The sequence below is a fragment of the Chryseobacterium sp. MMS23-Vi53 genome (assembly GCF_047651245.1).
GTDB lineage: Bacteria > Bacteroidota > Bacteroidia > Flavobacteriales > Weeksellaceae > Chryseobacterium.
The window spans coordinates 2,682,818-2,699,586 of the sequence record NZ_CP180265.1 but is presented as its reverse complement, the minus strand read 5'-3'; the positions used below and the strand labels follow the sequence as shown (position 1 = coordinate 2,699,586).

General features: G+C 34.8%; 15 protein-coding genes. 10 read left to right on the top strand and 5 right to left on the bottom strand.

Features of this window, described 5'->3' with window-relative positions; all coding sequences use genetic code 11:
• Positions 1-87 precede the first annotated feature (87 nt).
• From ACKX2A_RS12040 to ACKX2A_RS12025, 4 genes are all read left to right on the top strand, one after another.
• Positions 88-4,452, top strand: coding sequence for a CusA/CzcA family heavy metal efflux RND transporter (locus ACKX2A_RS12040; RefSeq protein WP_415324908.1), 4,365 nt, complete (start codon positions 88-90; stop codon positions 4,450-4,452).
• Between the two features lies 1 nt (position 4,453).
• Entirely contained in the window at positions 4,454-5,698 is a 1,245-nt protein-coding gene (locus ACKX2A_RS12035) for an efflux RND transporter periplasmic adaptor subunit (protein ID WP_415324906.1), read from the top strand.
• A 57-nt stretch (positions 5,699-5,755) separates the two neighbouring features.
• The gene (pepT, locus tag ACKX2A_RS12030; RefSeq protein WP_415324904.1) at positions 5,756-7,003 is read left to right on the top strand and encodes a peptidase T; all 1,248 of its coding nucleotides are present in this window, start codon (positions 5,756-5,758) and stop codon (positions 7,001-7,003) included.
• A 140-nt stretch (positions 7,004-7,143) separates the two neighbouring features.
• Positions 7,144-7,431 carry a hypothetical protein gene (locus ACKX2A_RS12025; protein WP_415324903.1) on the top strand — a complete coding sequence of 96 codons (288 nt, stop codon included), beginning with the start codon at positions 7,144-7,146 and terminating at the stop codon, positions 7,429-7,431.
• A gap of 73 nt (positions 7,432-7,504) precedes the next feature.
• Here the strand turns inward: ACKX2A_RS12025 and thiL are convergent, their stop codons facing one another.
• Both thiL and ACKX2A_RS12015 read right to left on the bottom strand, forming a co-directional pair.
• A complete protein-coding gene (gene thiL / locus ACKX2A_RS12020; protein WP_415324901.1) occupies positions 7,505-8,566 on the bottom strand; it encodes a thiamine-phosphate kinase in 1,062 nt (353 codons plus the stop codon).
• Between the two features lie 58 nt (positions 8,567-8,624).
• Positions 8,625-9,116, bottom strand: coding sequence for an acyl-CoA thioesterase (locus ACKX2A_RS12015; protein WP_415324899.1), 492 nt, complete (start codon positions 9,114-9,116; stop codon positions 8,625-8,627).
• A 314-nt stretch (positions 9,117-9,430) separates the two neighbouring features.
• On the opposite strand from ACKX2A_RS12015, the gene ACKX2A_RS12010 reads away from it, so the two are divergent.
• The 4 genes from ACKX2A_RS12010 to ACKX2A_RS11995 all read left to right on the top strand — a co-directional run bounded on the left by ACKX2A_RS12010 (position 9,431) and on the right by ACKX2A_RS11995 (position 13,593).
• Positions 9,431-10,633, top strand: coding sequence for an NAD(P)/FAD-dependent oxidoreductase (locus ACKX2A_RS12010; protein ID WP_415324898.1), 1,203 nt, complete (start codon positions 9,431-9,433; stop codon positions 10,631-10,633).
• A gap of 10 nt (positions 10,634-10,643) precedes the next feature.
• Positions 10,644-11,939 (top strand): alpha/beta fold hydrolase, encoded by a 1,296-nt coding sequence (locus ACKX2A_RS12005; protein ID WP_415324896.1) that lies wholly within the window; start codon positions 10,644-10,646, stop codon positions 11,937-11,939.
• 142 nt (positions 11,940-12,081) lie between these two features.
• Positions 12,082-12,588, top strand: coding sequence for a DUF2306 domain-containing protein (locus ACKX2A_RS12000; protein WP_415324895.1), 507 nt, complete (start codon positions 12,082-12,084; stop codon positions 12,586-12,588).
• 87 nt (positions 12,589-12,675) lie between these two features.
• Positions 12,676-13,593: a YARHG domain-containing protein gene (locus ACKX2A_RS11995; protein WP_415324893.1), complete on the top strand. Its 918-nt coding sequence runs from the start codon at positions 12,676-12,678 to the stop codon at positions 13,591-13,593.
• A gap of 5 nt (positions 13,594-13,598) precedes the next feature.
• Here ACKX2A_RS11995 and ACKX2A_RS11990 read toward each other — a convergent pair whose 3' ends face one another.
• From ACKX2A_RS11990 to ACKX2A_RS11980, 3 genes are all read right to left on the bottom strand, one after another.
• Positions 13,599-13,988, bottom strand: a complete 390-nt coding sequence (locus tag ACKX2A_RS11990; protein ID WP_415324891.1) for a DUF2809 domain-containing protein — start codon at positions 13,986-13,988, stop codon at positions 13,599-13,601.
• A gap of 87 nt (positions 13,989-14,075) precedes the next feature.
• Positions 14,076-14,732 (bottom strand): thioredoxin family protein, encoded by a 657-nt coding sequence (locus ACKX2A_RS11985; protein ID WP_415324889.1) that lies wholly within the window; start codon positions 14,730-14,732, stop codon positions 14,076-14,078.
• Positions 14,733-14,745: 13 nt separating this feature from the next.
• Positions 14,746-15,234: a TlpA family protein disulfide reductase gene (locus ACKX2A_RS11980; RefSeq protein ID WP_415324887.1), complete on the bottom strand. Its 489-nt coding sequence runs from the start codon at positions 15,232-15,234 to the stop codon at positions 14,746-14,748.
• 136 nt (positions 15,235-15,370) lie between these two features.
• Here ACKX2A_RS11980 and ACKX2A_RS11975 point away from each other — a divergent pair, with 136 nt between their 5' ends.
• On the top strand, positions 15,371-16,171 hold the full coding sequence (locus tag ACKX2A_RS11975; RefSeq protein ID WP_415324886.1) for a hypothetical protein: 801 nt from the start codon (positions 15,371-15,373) through the stop codon (positions 16,169-16,171).
• Positions 16,172-16,232: 61 nt separating this feature from the next.
• Positions 16,233-16,661, top strand: a complete 429-nt coding sequence (locus tag ACKX2A_RS11970) for an energy transducer TonB (RefSeq protein WP_415324884.1) — start codon at positions 16,233-16,235, stop codon at positions 16,659-16,661.
• Positions 16,662-16,769 lie beyond the last annotated feature (108 nt).

The following is a 16,769-nucleotide window of genomic DNA, read 5'->3' as shown; positions in this document are numbered from 1 at the left end:
TGAACCTAAAAACAAATTAGCTGTTAAAGAAAATCTTCGTGTCCTTTGTGTTCAAAAAACAGACAATCACAAATTAAATCTCAATTTGTGTTAGATAAAATTATAAAATTCAGTATCAAAAACAAGATTGTCATTGGTATTATGACCTTGTTATTAATTATTTGGGGAACCTGGAGCACATCCAAATTACCCATCGATGCTGTACCTGATATCACCAACAATCAGGTTCAGATCATTACCGTATGTCCCACTTTGGCAGGTCAGGAAGTAGAACAACTGGTTACTTTTCCGATCGAACAAAGTATCGCTAATATTCCTGATATCGAGGAAACCAGAAGTATTTCAAGATTCGGATTATCCGTTATTACTGTTGTTTTTAAAGAAAATGTTGATGTTTATTTTGCCCGACAGCTCATTAATGAACAATTAAAGCAAGCCTCAGAAGAAATTCCGAAAGGTGTGGGAACTCCTGAATTGGCTCCGGTAAGTACCGGTCTTGGCGAAGTTTATCAGTATATTCTTCACCCGAAAAAAGGAAGCGAAAAAAAATATAACAGTAAAGAATTGAGAACCATGCAGGACTGGATTGTCCGCAGACAACTCAATGGAACACCCGGAGTTGCAGAAATCAACAGTTTTGGCGGTGAATTAAAACAATACGAAGTCGCTATCAATCCCGATCGTTTGAAAGCAATGGGAATCAGTATTACAGATATCTTTACGGCTTTGGAAAAAAATAATCAAAATACCGGTGGAGCTTATATTGATAAAAAGCCAAACGCGTATTTCATTCGCGGAATTGGGATGGTGACTTCGTTGGAAGACATCAAAAATATTGCGGTAAAAAATGAAACAGGGAGTGTTCCGATTTTCATTAAAGATGTTGCGAATGTTGGTCTAGGTCACGCTGTTCGTTATGGTGCATTGACTTACAATGGAGAAGTAGACGCTGTTGGCGGTGTTGTTATGATGCTAAAAGGAGCAAACAGCAACGAAGTGGTTCAAAAAATCAAAGAAAAAATTCCGACCATTCAGAAGTCGCTCCCCGATGATGTTGTGATTGAACCTTTTTTAGACAGAACAGATTTGGTAGGAAGAGCCATCAATACTGTCGAAAAAAACTTAATTGAAGGCGCTCTGATCGTCATTTTCGTACTCGTTCTTTTCCTCGGAAATTTCAGAGCAGGATTGATTGTAGCTTCAGCCATACCACTTTCTCTTTTATTTGCCTTGGGAATGATGAATGTTTTCGGAGTGAGCGCTAATTTGATGAGTTTAGGTGCGATCGATTTTGGGCTAATTGTCGACGGAGCTGTGATTATCGTTGAAGCCACTTTGCATCATTTAGGTTTAAGAAAAAGTGCCAAAATTCTTACGCAAGCTGAAATGGATGAGGAAGTTTTTCTTTCTGCCTCAAAAATTCGAAGCAGTGCAGCGTTTGGAGAAATCATTATTTTGATTGTTTACATTCCTATCTTAACATTGGTTGGTGTTGAAGGGAAAATGTTTACACCAATGGCAAAAACTGTAGGATTTGCGATTTTGGGAGCATTGATTCTCTCATTGACCTACATTCCGATGATGAGCGCTTTGTTTTTGTCTAAAAAAGTATCAAACAAAGAAACTTTTTCGGATAAAATGATGGATAAACTGCAGAAAATTTATCAGCCTTTATTAGAAAAAACATTAAAAGTAAAATATTGGCTGGTTGGTGCAACCGCAGCTTTATTTGTTCTTACTTTATTCATTTTCAATAAAATGGGTGGTGAGTTCATTCCTCAATTGCAAGAAGGAGATTACGCTTTTCACTGTATTTTACCGCAAGGAAGTTCGTTGACTCAAAGTATTGAAACTTCGATGCAAGCCTCCAGAATTATTAAACAATTTGATGAAGTAAAAATGGTCGTTGGAAAAACCGGAGCAGCCGAAGTTCCAACCGATCCGATGCCGCCTGAAGCCAGTGACCTTATTGTTGTATTAAATCCTCAAAACGAATGGAAAACTAAAAAATCCTATGAAGAATTAGCAGACGAAATTTCCGAAAAACTGGAAACCATTCCCGGAGTATTTTTTGAGAAAAATCAGCCAATCCAAATGCGTTTTAATGAATTAATGACCGGAATTCGGCAGGATGTTGCCGTGAAAATTTTTGGCGAAAATCTCGATTCTTTAGGAATTTATGCAGATAAAACAGCCAAAGTGATTCAATCTGTAAAAGGAGCAACTTCTCCGCAAATTGAAAGAGTGAGCGGACTTCCGCAAATTAATGTGGAATACGACAGAACCCGAATGGCAAATTACGGATTGAATATTGAAGACGTAAATAATGCCGTAAGCACCGCCTTTGCAGGACAATCCGCAGGTCAGGTTTTTGAAAATGAGAGAAGATTTGACTTAGTTGTAAGATTAGACAGCCTTCACCGAACGAATATTGATGATGTGAATAATCTGATGATTTCTACGAATTCCGGAGCGCAAATTCCGCTTTCACAGGTGGCGAATATCAGTTATAAATTGGGTCCGGCGCAAATTAGTCGTGAAGCAGGAAAACGAAGAATTGTGATCGGTTTTAATGTAAAAGATCGTGATGTAGAAAGCGTTGTAGAAGAAATTCAGGAGAAATTAGACAAAAAAATCAAGTTGCCTTCCGGATATTATTTTACCTATGGCGGACAATTCGAAAATCTGAAAGCAGCCAGCAAACGATTGATGATTGCAGTTCCGGTTTCGTTATTATTGATTTTCATGCTGTTGTATTTCACTTTCCACTCCTTCAAACAAGCTGCATTGATTTTCACCGCGATTCCGATGAGTGCAATCGGAGGTGTGTTTGCTTTGTTGTTGAGAGAAATGCCTTTCAGTATCAGTGCGGGAATTGGGTTTATTGCATTGTTTGGAGTTGCGGTTCTCAACGGAATTGTTTTGATCGGAACTTTCAATCAGTTGGAAAAAGACGGCGAAACGAACATTTTAAACCGTGTTTTAGAAGGAACAAAAACCCGATTAAGACCAGTTTTAATGACCGCAACCGTGGCTTCATTAGGCTTTTTACCGATGGCGATTTCCACTGGCGCAGGTGCGGAAGTTCAGAAACCATTGGCAACCGTTGTCATCGGTGGTTTGGTAACCGCAACTTTCCTTACGTTGTTTGTTTTACCGATGTTGTATATTATTTTTAATACAAAAATTAATTTTAAAAATAATTTTAGAAAACCTTTTGCATCGATTGTTATTCTAGGTTTTTTAAGTTTAAGCCAGACTTTTAAAGCACAACAAGGAACGTCTTTAACGATTGAAGAAGCAACACAAATGGCATTGAATAACAATCATTTAATTAAATCTAAAGACCTCGACATTCAATCCACGGAAGCGTTGAAATCAACAGCGAACGAGCTTCCGAAAATGAATTTTGATGCACAATTGGGGCAATATAACAGTCGCAAATTTGACCAGTCTTTTTCGATTTCGCAGAGTATCCCGTTTCCTACTTTGTTTAAAGCCAGAAAAGAGTTGATAAATGAAGAAATTAAAGGCAAGCAAATCAACAAAGAAATTTCGGTGAATGAATTGGCAAAACAAGTTCGAACTTATTATTATCAGATTGAATATCTGCAGTATAATCAATCAAAATTGAAAAATTTAGACAGTCTTTATCAGGATTTTATCCGAATTGCGACGGTAAGATTTAAAGCCGGAGACATTAAAAAGATTGAAATTAATACGGCTGAAACGCAAAAAGGAGAAATTAATTTACTGCTAAAACAAAATGAAGTGTATTTGATGAATGCCTATAAAAATTTAAAGACAATATTAAATACAAACGAAAATATTGAAGTTCCCTTTAATCGAAATTATGAACCCTTGAAAGCTGATTATGTTCTAGATAGCGCTTCAATTGCAAAACATCCTACTGTGAAAGCTTTTTATCAGGAAATGGAAATTGCCGAAAAGAATAAAAATGTCGAAAAATCGCAAGGTCTTCCTGAATTTACCATCGGATACACCAATCAGTCTTTGATTGGTTTTCAAAATGTAAATGGGATGGAACAGTATTTCAATGGCGGAAATAGATTTCATTCCGCGACAATTGGTGTTGCGATTCCTTTGACTTTCGGAGCGACAAAAGCGAGAATGCAGTCATGGGAACTTCAAAAACAAATGGCGGAATCCAATGCCAAACTTCAGCAAAAACAATTGGAGACTCAATTGGAAAATGCTTTCAACCAATATCAGCAAGATGTAAAACAGTATGAATATTACGTAAATCAAGCCATTCCAAATGCTGAAAAAATTACAAAAGCAGGACAATTGGGTTATAAAACCGGCGAAATTTCTTATGTGGAATATCTTTTTGCACTGCAAACCGCAACCCATATTCAACTTAAATATCTGGAATCTATTCAGAAAGTGAATGAGTCCGTAATTATCATCAATTCAATAATTAATCAATAAAATGAACATCAAATATCATATTTTATCTCTCGTTTTCATCTCTTTTTTTGCCGTGAGTTGTGGAAAAAAGGTAGCATCAGAAGATCAGGGAGAATTAAAAACCGAACAAACAGAAGCTAACCACGAAGAAGCACCGCAAACCATCGCTTCTCTTACCGAGGAGCAGATGAAATCGGTCGGAGTGACGTTACAAACCGTCGAAATGAAAGAATTAACCTCAACCATCAAAGCCAATGGGTTGTTGAGGGTTCCGAATAACAGAAAAGCAACCGTGACTTCTCTGTACGGCGGAGTTATTAAAACCATCAATGTACAGATTGGGGATTTTGTGAGAAAAGGTCAGGTTTTGGCAACGATCAGCAATCCGGAATATATTCAGTTACAGGAGCAATATCTTATGGCAAACAGCCGAATTGCCTTTGCCGAGCAGGAATTCAGAAGACAAAAAGAACTTTTCGATAACGATGCAGGAGCGAAAAAAAACCTTCAAAGTGCGGATGCAGAATTGAAAAGTTTAAGAACTCAAAAATCATCGTTGCAGAGACAGTTGCAGATGATGGGAATCAGTCCGGGGAAAGTAAATAATAGAAATCTGCGATCGGGTTTGGTGATTACCTGTCCAATTAGCGGAACGATTAGTAATATTAATGCACAAATTGGAAGCTATGTTGATGTTTCTTCGCCTGTTTTAGATATTATTGATAACAATTCGATTCATCTTGATTTACAAGTTTTTGAGAAAGATTTACCCAAAATGAAAGTCGGACAGATCGTTCATTTTAAACTCACCAATAATCCTGAAACAGAATATGATGCAACGATTTACAGCATTGGTTCTTCATTTGAAAATGAGAGCAAAACAATATCCGTTCACGCCAATGTTACGGGAAATAAATTGGGTTTAATCGACGGAATGAATATCACCGGAATTGTAAGCTTAGACAAAAGCACAACTCCCGCAATTCCTACGGATGCTATTGTAGAAGCAGATGGAAAATATTATGTTTTTGTTCAGACCAATAAAAAAGCGGAAGAACATTCCGAGGAAAAGGGCAACGAAAAAGAATCCCAAGAACATTCAAAAACAATGAATTTTGAGAAGATTGAAGTTGTGAAAGGTTCATCGGATATGGGTTATACGGCAATTACTGCGGTAAATTCAATTCCTGACAATGCTAAAATTGTGGTAAAAGGTGCTTTTTTTGTGAATGCAAAACTGACGAATTCGGGAGAGCATGAACATTAAGAATAGTTAAAGCTAAGAACTTTTTACGTTGTATATTTGTAAAAATTTAATCTAATAATGAGCGCAATAGAATTCAACCCATTGTGGAAAGAAAAATTACTGAATCGTTTTCTTAGTTATGTAAAAATATATTCAACGAGTGACGCTGAGAGCGAAACAACGCCTTCTACGGAAAGACAGTGGGATATCGCAAACTACATTGTTGAAGAACTGAAAACGATCGGTCTTGAAAATGTATCGATTGATGAGAACGGTTATATCATGGGTTACGTGCCTTCAAACCTTGAAAATGATGACAAACCGACGATTGGATTTATTTCACATTATGATACTTCACCGGATTTCAGCGGGGAAAATGTAAAACCGCAGGTTTGGGAAAATTATGACGGAAATGATTTGGTTTTAAATCAAACAACAGGATTTACTTTATCTCCTTCAAAATTTGAAAGTTTAAAAAAATATATCGGTCAGACTTTAATTACAACTGACGGAAACACTCTTCTTGGAGCAGACGACAAAGCGGGTTGCGCAGAAATCGTGACTGCTGCGGAATATCTGATTGCTCATCCTGAAATTAAGCACGGAAGAATTGCCGTTGGATTTACGCCTGATGAAGAAATAGGAAGAGGTGCACATAAATTTGATGTGGCTAAATTCGGAGCAGAATTCGCTTATACAATGGACGGTGGAGAAGTTGGAGAACTGGAATACGAAAACTTCAACGCGGCTGGAGCTGTTGTGAAAATCCACGGATTGAGCGTTCACCCAGGTTATGCGTATGGAAAAATGATCAATGCTGTTCTTTTAGCTGCTGAATTTGCTCAATCTCTTCCAGCAAATGAAACTCCGGCAACAACAAAAGGTTTTGACGGGTTTTATCATTTAATGGACTTAAATGCAGATATTTCTGAGGCTAAGTTACAATACATCATCCGTGATCACGATGCTGATAAATTTGAGGCAAGAAAGAAATTCATGGAAGAAAAAGTTGCTGAATTTAATGCAAAACACGGAGCTGGAACGGCTGAAGTTGAAATTAAAGAGCAATACAGAAACATGAAGCAGCAGTTTGAAGGAAAAATGCACATCATTGATATTGCAGCAGAAGCGATGAAAGAAGCCGGAATCGAGCCGAAAATCAAAGCAATTCGAGGAGGAACTGACGGAGCGCAATTGTCTTACATGGGACTTCCTTGTCCGAATATTTTTGCGGGAGGAATTAACTTTCACGGACCTTATGAGTATGTAGCTTTGGAAAGTATGGAGAAAGCAATGGAGGTAATTTTGAATATTGCGAAAGCGTAATATTATTCTATAAAAGTTAAAAGGCTGTCTTTGAGACAGTCTTTTTTATTTGCGATCATAACAAAGTAAAAATATTACAATTCATTTAAAAAATTATGGTCTGATTTTTGAAAACAAACTATAAAACAAAAATTTAAAAAATGAAAAAGAGATTATTTTCAGCTGCAGTGATTCTTTTATTTGGAATTGGTGTATCTGCACAAAAAACCGAGCCAGTAAAGCAAGAAATAAAAAAAGATGCTAAAAAAGTAGGAACAGCCGTTAAAGATGGCGCAGAATGGACCGGAAAAACAGCCGAAAAAGGCTATGATGCCACAAAAAAAGGTGTAAAAAACGCAGCAAACTGGACTAAGAAAACCGCTAAAAAAGGAGCAAATGCTATAGATAAAACTTATCAGGACGCAAAAGCGGATATTAAGAAAAATTAATGATCAAATAAATCTGATCATAAAAAAACCACTGCAATTGCAGTGGTTTTTTTATATTTAAATTAGGATAAATCTATCCCTGCTGATTTCCCAAAAAAGCATCCCAACCCTGCGCCGTCAAAGCAACTAACTGATTAGAACCTCTCGCAACCATAAAATTACCATCCTCTTTTTCAACGGCATGACCAATAATGGTAAAATCCGGGTGATTTTTAATTTTATCAAAATCATTTGGTGAAATCGTGAACAATAATTCGTAATCTTCTCCTCCACTTAAAGCCGTCATGACAGGATTTAAATTAAATTCATCCGCCGTCGTGATCGTCAGATTATCCATCGGAACTTTTTCTTCGTACAATCTGAAACCAACATTTGACTGATCCGAAAGGTGTAGAATTTCCGAAGCCAACCCATCCGAAATATCAATCATAGAAGTTGGTTTAATGTCTAATTGCTCCAGAATTCCCTTTACATCTGTTCTTGCTTCAGGCTTTAGCTGTCTTTCAAGAATATAGTCATACCCTTCCATTTCAGGCTGCATATTCGGATCTGCCAAGAAAACTGCATGTTCTCTTTCCAAAATCTGAAGCCCCATATAAGCACCTCCCAAATCACCTGTTACCACAAGCAGATCGTTTGGTTTTGCTGTACTTCTTCTAACAATATTTTCTTCGTTCTCGATTCCGATTGCCGTGATGCTCATTACAAGTCCTGCATTAGAACTCGTTGTATCACCACCGATTAAGTCAACTTTATATATTCCACAAGCCGCTTGAATTCCGGAATAAATTTCTTCCAAGGCTTCCACCGGAAAACGATTTGAAACGGCCAAAGAAACCAAAATCTGTGTCGGGGTTGCATTCATTGCTGCAATATCGCTAAGATTCACAACAACTGCTTTATAGCCTAAATGTTTCAACGGTACATATCCCAAATTGAAGTGCACACCTTCTGCCAGAACGTCCGTCGTTAAAACAACTTTTTTATTTTCAGGATTAATGACTGCTGCATCATCTCCCACTCCAAGTTCCGAAGATTCATTGGATAAAGGAAAAAATTCGGTTAGATGTTTAATTAAGCCAAATTCTCCTAATTTGGAAATCGGCGTTAATTCCTGTTCTTTATCTTCAAACATATCTTTTAATTAAAATAATGAGTAATTGGTAATGAGTCATACTAAACTCAAAACCCTTCTAAGCAAACACCGACGGATCAATATTTTCCGGACGGAAAGGCAATTTTTTGAAATCTTCTCTCGTCAGAACCACCGTGTTCGGAGTTTTATATTTATTGATCGCTTCTACCACATCATCCGGCGGGGTTGTCATTTTTCTCAGCATCGTATCGATCCAAACACCTGTAGCTTCAGAAGTTGCACAGTGTTCTCCTTCCGGAGTGTAAAATTTGTGAACAAAACGATAGATAGAACAATCTTCCGCACATGCATCCACCTCAAGGCTTACGATAACCGTTTGATCTGCAAATATTTCTTTGAAAAAAGAAAATCTTTCGTGCATAATCACAGGACCAATTCCCCAACGACTCATTTGCGTAACTCCCATTTTTTCCAGCTTCATGAAAGCCATTCTTGTTTGTGCACAATATTGAACGTAAGATGAATTTGCTAAATGTTTGTTGGCATCGAGATCACTCCAACGAACTTCGAATTTATGGTAGAATATCATTTAAATTTTGTTTTAATAATGAACTTTAAATTTCTTCACCACAAAAGTCACAAAAGTTTTTTAACACTTTAGAACAAATAAGTTAAATTAAATCGCATAGAAGTTCACATAAGAAGAAAATCAAAGATTTTCAAAACTAATGTGTTCTTTTTTACTATTAAAAAGCAACTTAAAAAACTTTTGTGACTTTTGTGGTTAATAATTTTCAGCGTTATGATTCATAAAAATTATATTCTTCAAAATTACTCAAATAAGATGGTTTATAAAAATTGTAGTTTTGTAAAAATAATCTTGAGCATAAGATTAATAAAAATATGAAACGAATTATCATTATCGGAGGCGGTGCAGCGGGATTTTTTGCGGCATCCAATCTAGACGAAAAAAAATATAAAATTACCATTCTCGAACAGAATTCAGATGTCCTTCAGAAAGTTAAAATTTCGGGGGGAGGTCGTTGTAATGTGACTCACGCTTGTTTTGATCCGAAAGAACTGGTTCAGTTTTACCCTCGTGGAAATAAGGAATTATTGAGTGTTTTCACCAAATTTCAACCTGGAGATACGATGGATTGGTTCGATCAACGTAAAGTTTCGTTGAAAATAGAAAATGACAACAGAATTTTTCCGGAAAGCAATTCTTCACAAACAATTATCAATACTTTTTTGAATGAAATTCAGAAAAAAAATGTTGAAGTAAAAACAAAATGCTCTGTCAAGGAAATAGAAAAAATTGATGAAAGATATTTAGTTAAGACAAGCTTAGGCGATTTTGAAGCCGATTTTGTGATTTACACAACCGGAAGCTCTCCAAAATCATTAAAAATGATCGAAAATTTAGGTCATAAAATTGTTGATCTGGTTCCGTCTCTTTTTACATTTAATATTAAAGATGATTTGCTAAAGGACATTGCTGGAACAAGTTTTGAAATGGCAGAAACCTCTATTCCGAAGCTGAAAACAGAAGAGAGCGGACCTATGATTATTACACATTGGGGACTTTCGGGACCTGCCATTTTGAAAATTTCCGCGTGGGAAGCAATTAATTTGGCGAAAGTAAAATATAACTTTGAAATCGCGGTTAATTTCATTTCAAAATCGATGGATGATGCAGAAGAATTGTTTCAGAATTTTAAACAATCGAATCCAAAGAAAACCATCGGACAATCGAAAATTTTTGAGGTGACGAATCGTTTTTGGCAGAGAATTTTGGAAGTTTCTAAAGTTGATTTAAATAAACAGATTGCTCAGATTTCAGGAAAAGAAATGCAGACGATTCTTGAAAACTTGTGTAAAAAGAAATTCAATGTTACCGGAAAATCTACTTTTAAAGATGAGTTTGTGACTGCGGGAGGTGTTGATTTAAAGGAAATTAACTTTAAAAACATGACTTCAAAAATTCTGCCTAATTTTTACGTTGCCGGAGAAGTCCTTAATATTGATGCGGTAACCGGCGGATTTAATTTTCAGGCTTGCTGGAGCGAAGCTTGGTTGATTGCGCAGGATTTAAACAACTTATAATAAAACAAATATGAAAAAAATTATTTTACTTTCATCACTAGTATTGTCATTCTTTGTATTCGCTCAGAAGAAAAAAGTGTCAGATTGGACTTCACTTGTACAATCTTTAAATGTGGAAAATAAACAAAACTGGAAATTCCGTGCTTCGGCAAAAATCAGAAGAGATGAAAGAGGAGATTCTCAATGTGCGATTTGGGCAAGAGTTGATAAACTGGATAATACTGTTGGATTCTTTGAAAATCAGGCTTATTCCAATATAAATGTTACTCCTGAATGGAAAAAATTCACCATTGAAGGTACGATTGATTCGAATGCAAAAACTTTAAATATCGGTGCTTATACAAAAGGCAACGGTGATTTTTATTTTGATGATTTTCAACTTGAAGTAAGCAGTGGAAAGAATAAATGGATTCAAGTTCCATTGAAAAACAGTGGTTTTGAAGAGGATCTAGCTGTTGATAATATTTGGTCTGAAGGAATTGGAAGAAATAAAATCGTAAATGTGAAAAACTTCACGATTACAACTTCAGAAAATAAACCTTTTAACGGAAAAAAATCATTATTGATAAAGGGCGAAAATATTATCGGAAGCATGCCTAACGGGAAGTTTGCAGACGTAAACGGGATCAAAATGTACTATGAAACCTACGGTGAAGGAGAACCTCTGTTGATGCTTCATGGAAACGGACAGTCTATCAGCGCATTTATGAATCAAGTCGACGATTTCTCAAAAAAATATAAAGTAATTATCGTTGATTGTAGAGAAAGGGGAAAATCTACCTATGATAAAACGAAAGAGCTAACTTTTGATATTCAGGTGGAAGATTTGAAAAAATTTTTAGATCAGCAAAACATTAAAAAAGTAAAAATTCTTGGCTGGAGTGATGGCGGTATTTTAGCAATTTTAATGGCATTAAAGTATCCTGATTTAATCGACAAAATTGCTTGTTCTGGAGCAAATATTTTTCCGGAAGGTCTGAAAGATGACGAGATAAAAGATCTAAAAGAAACTTTAGCTCGACTTATCAAGGAAAATAAGGATCATAAGAATGATGTGTATATTGATCTTTATAATTTGGACCTTAAATATCCAAATTTAAAATATGAAGATTTGAAAGCAATCCAATGTCCATCATTAATAATGGCTGGGGATAAAGATGTCATAAAAACAGAGCATACAGTAAAAATTGCAGAATCGATTCCTAAAGGTCAATTGGCAATTATTCCGAATTCATCACATTCTGTGGTTGTGGAAAAGCCTGAGCTTTTCAATTCGCTAGTGATGGATTTTTTTGATGATAAATAATAAACACTAAATGATCTCAGTCAAAAAAAATATTTCGAACACTTTAAAAATCCTTTTAATCATTGGGTTCGGATATTTTTTTTGGCTGATGCTAAAAATTACTTTAGAATATATTCCGATTAAAAAGAGTGTCAGTTTTTTGATGATTAAACAATCAGAAGTTACTGCCAGAAAAGAATATCTTTACTTTTTCTACACTCATGTTTACACAAGTATTTTTGTTTTACTGACCGGATTTTTGGCCATTCTCAGAAAAGATTTTAGATTAAAGAGTTTTCATAAAAATGCAGGAAAGATTTATATTTTTATGATTTTACTTTTTGCTGCTCCATCGGGAATTTATATGGGATTTTTTGCAAATGGCGGAATATACTCCAAAATTTCTTTCCTGATTTTGGGTTGTCTTTGGTGGTTTTCAACATTTAAAGCTTACCAATTAGCACGACAGAAAAAATTCAAAGAGCACAAACAATGGATGTGGCGAAGTTTTGCGCTTACGATTTCAGCTATTACATTGAGAATGTGGAAAGTAATTATTGTATATTTATTTCACCCGAATCCTATGGATGTTTATCAAATCATTGCTTGGTTGGGCTGGATTCCCAATATTATTTTAATTGAATATTTAATCATAAAAAAATATCTATGAAATCGCTTTTCTATTTCTTTTAAAGCAACTTGTCATTAAGCGATTACATGTAACTATTAAAAATTAAAAATCAATAACAAATTACATATGAAAATTTTAAAATTAACATTGATTTCTTTATTTACGATCACTTTAATCGGTTGTAAAAAAGATGGAAAAACAACAGATTCTTCGAAAGATAGTCTTACAGCAAAGAAAGATTCGGTTGTAGCTCCGGAAATTCATAAGGAATATTATGGAATTTACATGGGAGAATTTGCAGGAAAAGCCATGCTGCAGTCCGAAGATGGCGAAGAATATGAAGGTGTTGATTATAAAAAAATTGCTTTAAAAATCAATCGAATTACAAAAGACAGTGTTTATGGACAAAGCATTGTGAACGGAAACCAAAGACCATTCAGAGGTGTTTTTAATGATGCTACAAAATCTTTTGTTTTGGATGAACCTGGAAATGACAAAACCGATGGTAGATTTGAAGTAAAATTAAACGGTGACAGCTTAACAGGAAACTGGAATGTTTTCAATAAATCTGCTGTAAAAGCTCCTGTGAAGACTTTAAAGCTGATCAAAAAAGAGTTCGTTTACAATCCCAACTTCATGTTAAGTGAAGACAACGACCTCATCGATTGGGAAAATCCGAAAAATTTTGTTGAAAAATATACCGATGAAGAAACCGGAAAAACAGAAAAATATACGACCTCCAAAAATAGAGTTGCTTCTGATGCTGTATTCAAAATCAATGCTTCGAAGCAGAAATTAACGGAAAAAGACCTTAAAAACCTTCGAAAACTGGACATGGAAATCATCAAGAATTCTGTTTTTGCGAGACATGGTTATTCCTTTAAAAAAGCAACATACAGAAACTTTTTCGAGCAAACAGACTGGTATATTCCTGTGTCTAATAATGTAGATAATGATCTTTCGCCGATGGAAAAGGAAAATGTTGCATTGTTGAATCGTTTTATAAAATATGCGGAGGATAAATATGACCAATTTGGAAGGTAATTAATTTACACTATTTCTTCTTTTTGATTATTAATTTTCACAAAAAGAAAAAGCAGCAGACATCCGACTGCATAACACAAAATATCAATCCATGAGAAAGAATTTCCGCTTACAATATACATTAGGCTTCCCGGTTGGAAGCCTAATCTTTCTGCAATATTGAAGTATTGTGCAAACTCAACAACACAAGAAAAAATAAGAATTCCAAGAATCAGTTTTTGGTCATTAATTTTAATAAAACTTTTAACGAAAGTGTATAAAAGCATCACTACAATCACGTCTCCAAGATAGGCTCTGATGAAGAAAATATCTTTTAATTTGGTTGCTATTAAGATTTCAATTAAGAAAATGAGGATTGTTGCAACGAAATATTTTAAACTGAATTTGAATTTCATCTTTATGTTTTGGGCTAAAGCTATTTTGATTTTGTTATTAAAAAAACGGGCTAAAGCCCGTTCTCGTTGAAATATTTGTCAAATATATTATTTTTTAACTTTTACAGTACAACCGATTGCGACTGTTTTTGTCATTTTTATCGGTTCATTTTTAATCAAAGCATTTACTGCGTCCTGAACATAATATTCTGAAACATCGTTTGGATTTTCGTAGTTATTGTCGATAGCTCCGATGTATTTTACGATATTTTTACCATTTTCTTTTTGAAGAAGGAAAACGTGAGGCGTTTTTGTAGCTCCGTATTGAGGGAAAATTTTTTGCCCTTCATCCACCAAATATGGAAACGTAAACCCTTTCTGCTTTGCCCTGTCAATCATTTGTTTGTAGCCGTCTTCTGGCTGCACGGACGGATCATTTGGATTAATTGCAATGACAGGATATCCTTGAGATTTGTATTTTTTATCCAGCTCAATAATTCTGTCTTCGTACTTTTTTGCGTAAGGACAATGATTGCAAGTGAAAACTACGATAAAACCTTTGGCAGAATTAAAATCGCTTAGAGAAACCATTTTTCCGTCAACATTTTTTAATTTAAAATCTGTTGCTTCATCTCCTACTTCATAACCTTTTGCTGCTGATTTTGTTTCCTTTTTAGGTTCGTTTTTATCTTTATGTGTTGTTGTAAAACTCAGTAAGCCAAGTCCGACAACAAAAGCGACCATTAAAATTTTAAAATTTTTCATGATAATATTTTGTTTAATTTAAATTTTTCACAATTGTACTTTCAAGATCTTCCTTGCTCATCTCGCCATCGTTGAAATGTACTTTTTCGCCATTTTTATAGAAAATCGTTACGGGAATATTTCCATCCCAATCCTTCTCAAAGCGCGGAATCCAGGTATTCATCCTTTTAATATCATCCAATAAAATAACTTCTGCTGTAAGATTTTTAGTTTTAATAAATTTTAAAACTCTTTCTTTATCAACAGCTCTGTCAAGAGAAACCAAAATCATTTTAAATTTAGGATTATCAGTATATTTTTTATTGATTTCCATAAAATGTGGAAGTTCTTTCACGCATGGAGCACAAGTCGTTGCCCAAAAATTCAACACCAAAAGTTTATCGTTTTCCTGTTGAATTCTTTTTTCAAGTTCTTCATATTTTACAATTGAAACAGCGGTTTGTTGAGCTTTAAAAATGATAAAACCTGTAATGAGAAATAGTATTGTAATGAAATTCTTCATATTCAAAATTAATAAATTATTGTTATTCAACATTTAATTAAAGATTGTTAAAAAAATATTTTTAACATTTTCCGTCCCGACATAGTCAATTATTTCCTTTATTTTTGAATTGAATTAATATTACTAATAAAACAACATGAAAAAATTCTATCTTTTACTTCCATTTTTAGCTGTAATGTCTTGTTCAACCGTAGCAGAAGATACCTCTGATTTCGATAATCCTATTTTGGTTACAAAAATGGTTCAGGACGGAGATAATTATACGTTCAGTTATAGTGGCGCGAAGATTACGGAGATGAGAAACACAACCGATAACTGGAAAAGAGTATTTACTTATTCTGGAGATCTTATCACAAAATTTGTTGATACTCTACCGGATAATTCAACACAAACTACAACGATCACTTACAACAGCAACAATAAAATCACCAAAAAGACAACTGTTTACAGTGCTGTTCCTAGCCAAACAGACACTACAACTTACACTTACATTGGGGGTGATAAGATAAAAATCATTACTACAATTGCTGCTACAGGCTCAACAAAGACCTATACCAAAGATGCAGTTACCAACCCTGATAATTCGCTGAAAAATTGGGAAGAAAACGTTTCATGGGTTCAGGGTTCTACAACAACAACCGGAAATGGAACTTTGCAGACAATTACATATGATGGAGGAAGCTTTCCTTTTAAAAATGTGACGGGTTACACAAAGTTATTATTGGTAACGGAAGATCTTAATGTATCTAACCGAAATGTTTTGCGATACAAAAACATTATTACCTATCCCGGAACTGGAAATGAGTATACCAATTTCCAATCGAGCTACGAATACCACACCAATGGTTATCCGAAAAAAGACGTCCGAGATTATTATGATGAAAATGATATGGCTACAAGTTCAGAAATTACCACGTACGAATACAATCATTTATAATATCAAGAGAGCTTCGGCTCTCTTTTTGCTTTCCAAAAAAGGATAACTTATTTTTGTCATTATGAAACCAATACTATTCTTTTTAAGTCTGTTTTTTAGTACGGCGATATTTGCTCAGGAATTCAGCAATGTAACACAACTTCCTGATTATGCGATTTTAAAAACAAAAATGAAACTCGATGACGGCGTTTATACCAAAGCAGATACTCCGGCCGAATTTCCGGGAGGAATGGAGACTTTTAAAAGAAAATTTGCAGAAAGCATGGATGTAATTGATGTAAAATCAAATAAAATTGATACCCGTGTTTATTTCATTGTTGAAAAATCCGGGTATGTAAGATTTGTAGCCGCAACAGGAAGTGATAAAAAACATTCACAAGCCGCAGAAGTTGCCGTAAGAAGATTATTTGTAAAATGGAAACCGGCAATGATCAACGGAGAGCCAGTACGTTTTCTTTATACTTTTCCTTTATCTTTGAAGAAATATTAAATTTAAAATAGATCACAAAAAATCTCAAGAAAAACTCTTGAGATTTTTTATTTTATTTCTGAATAAAGAGATTCATTTATTTTAGAATAATTTCACTAAAACTCTAAA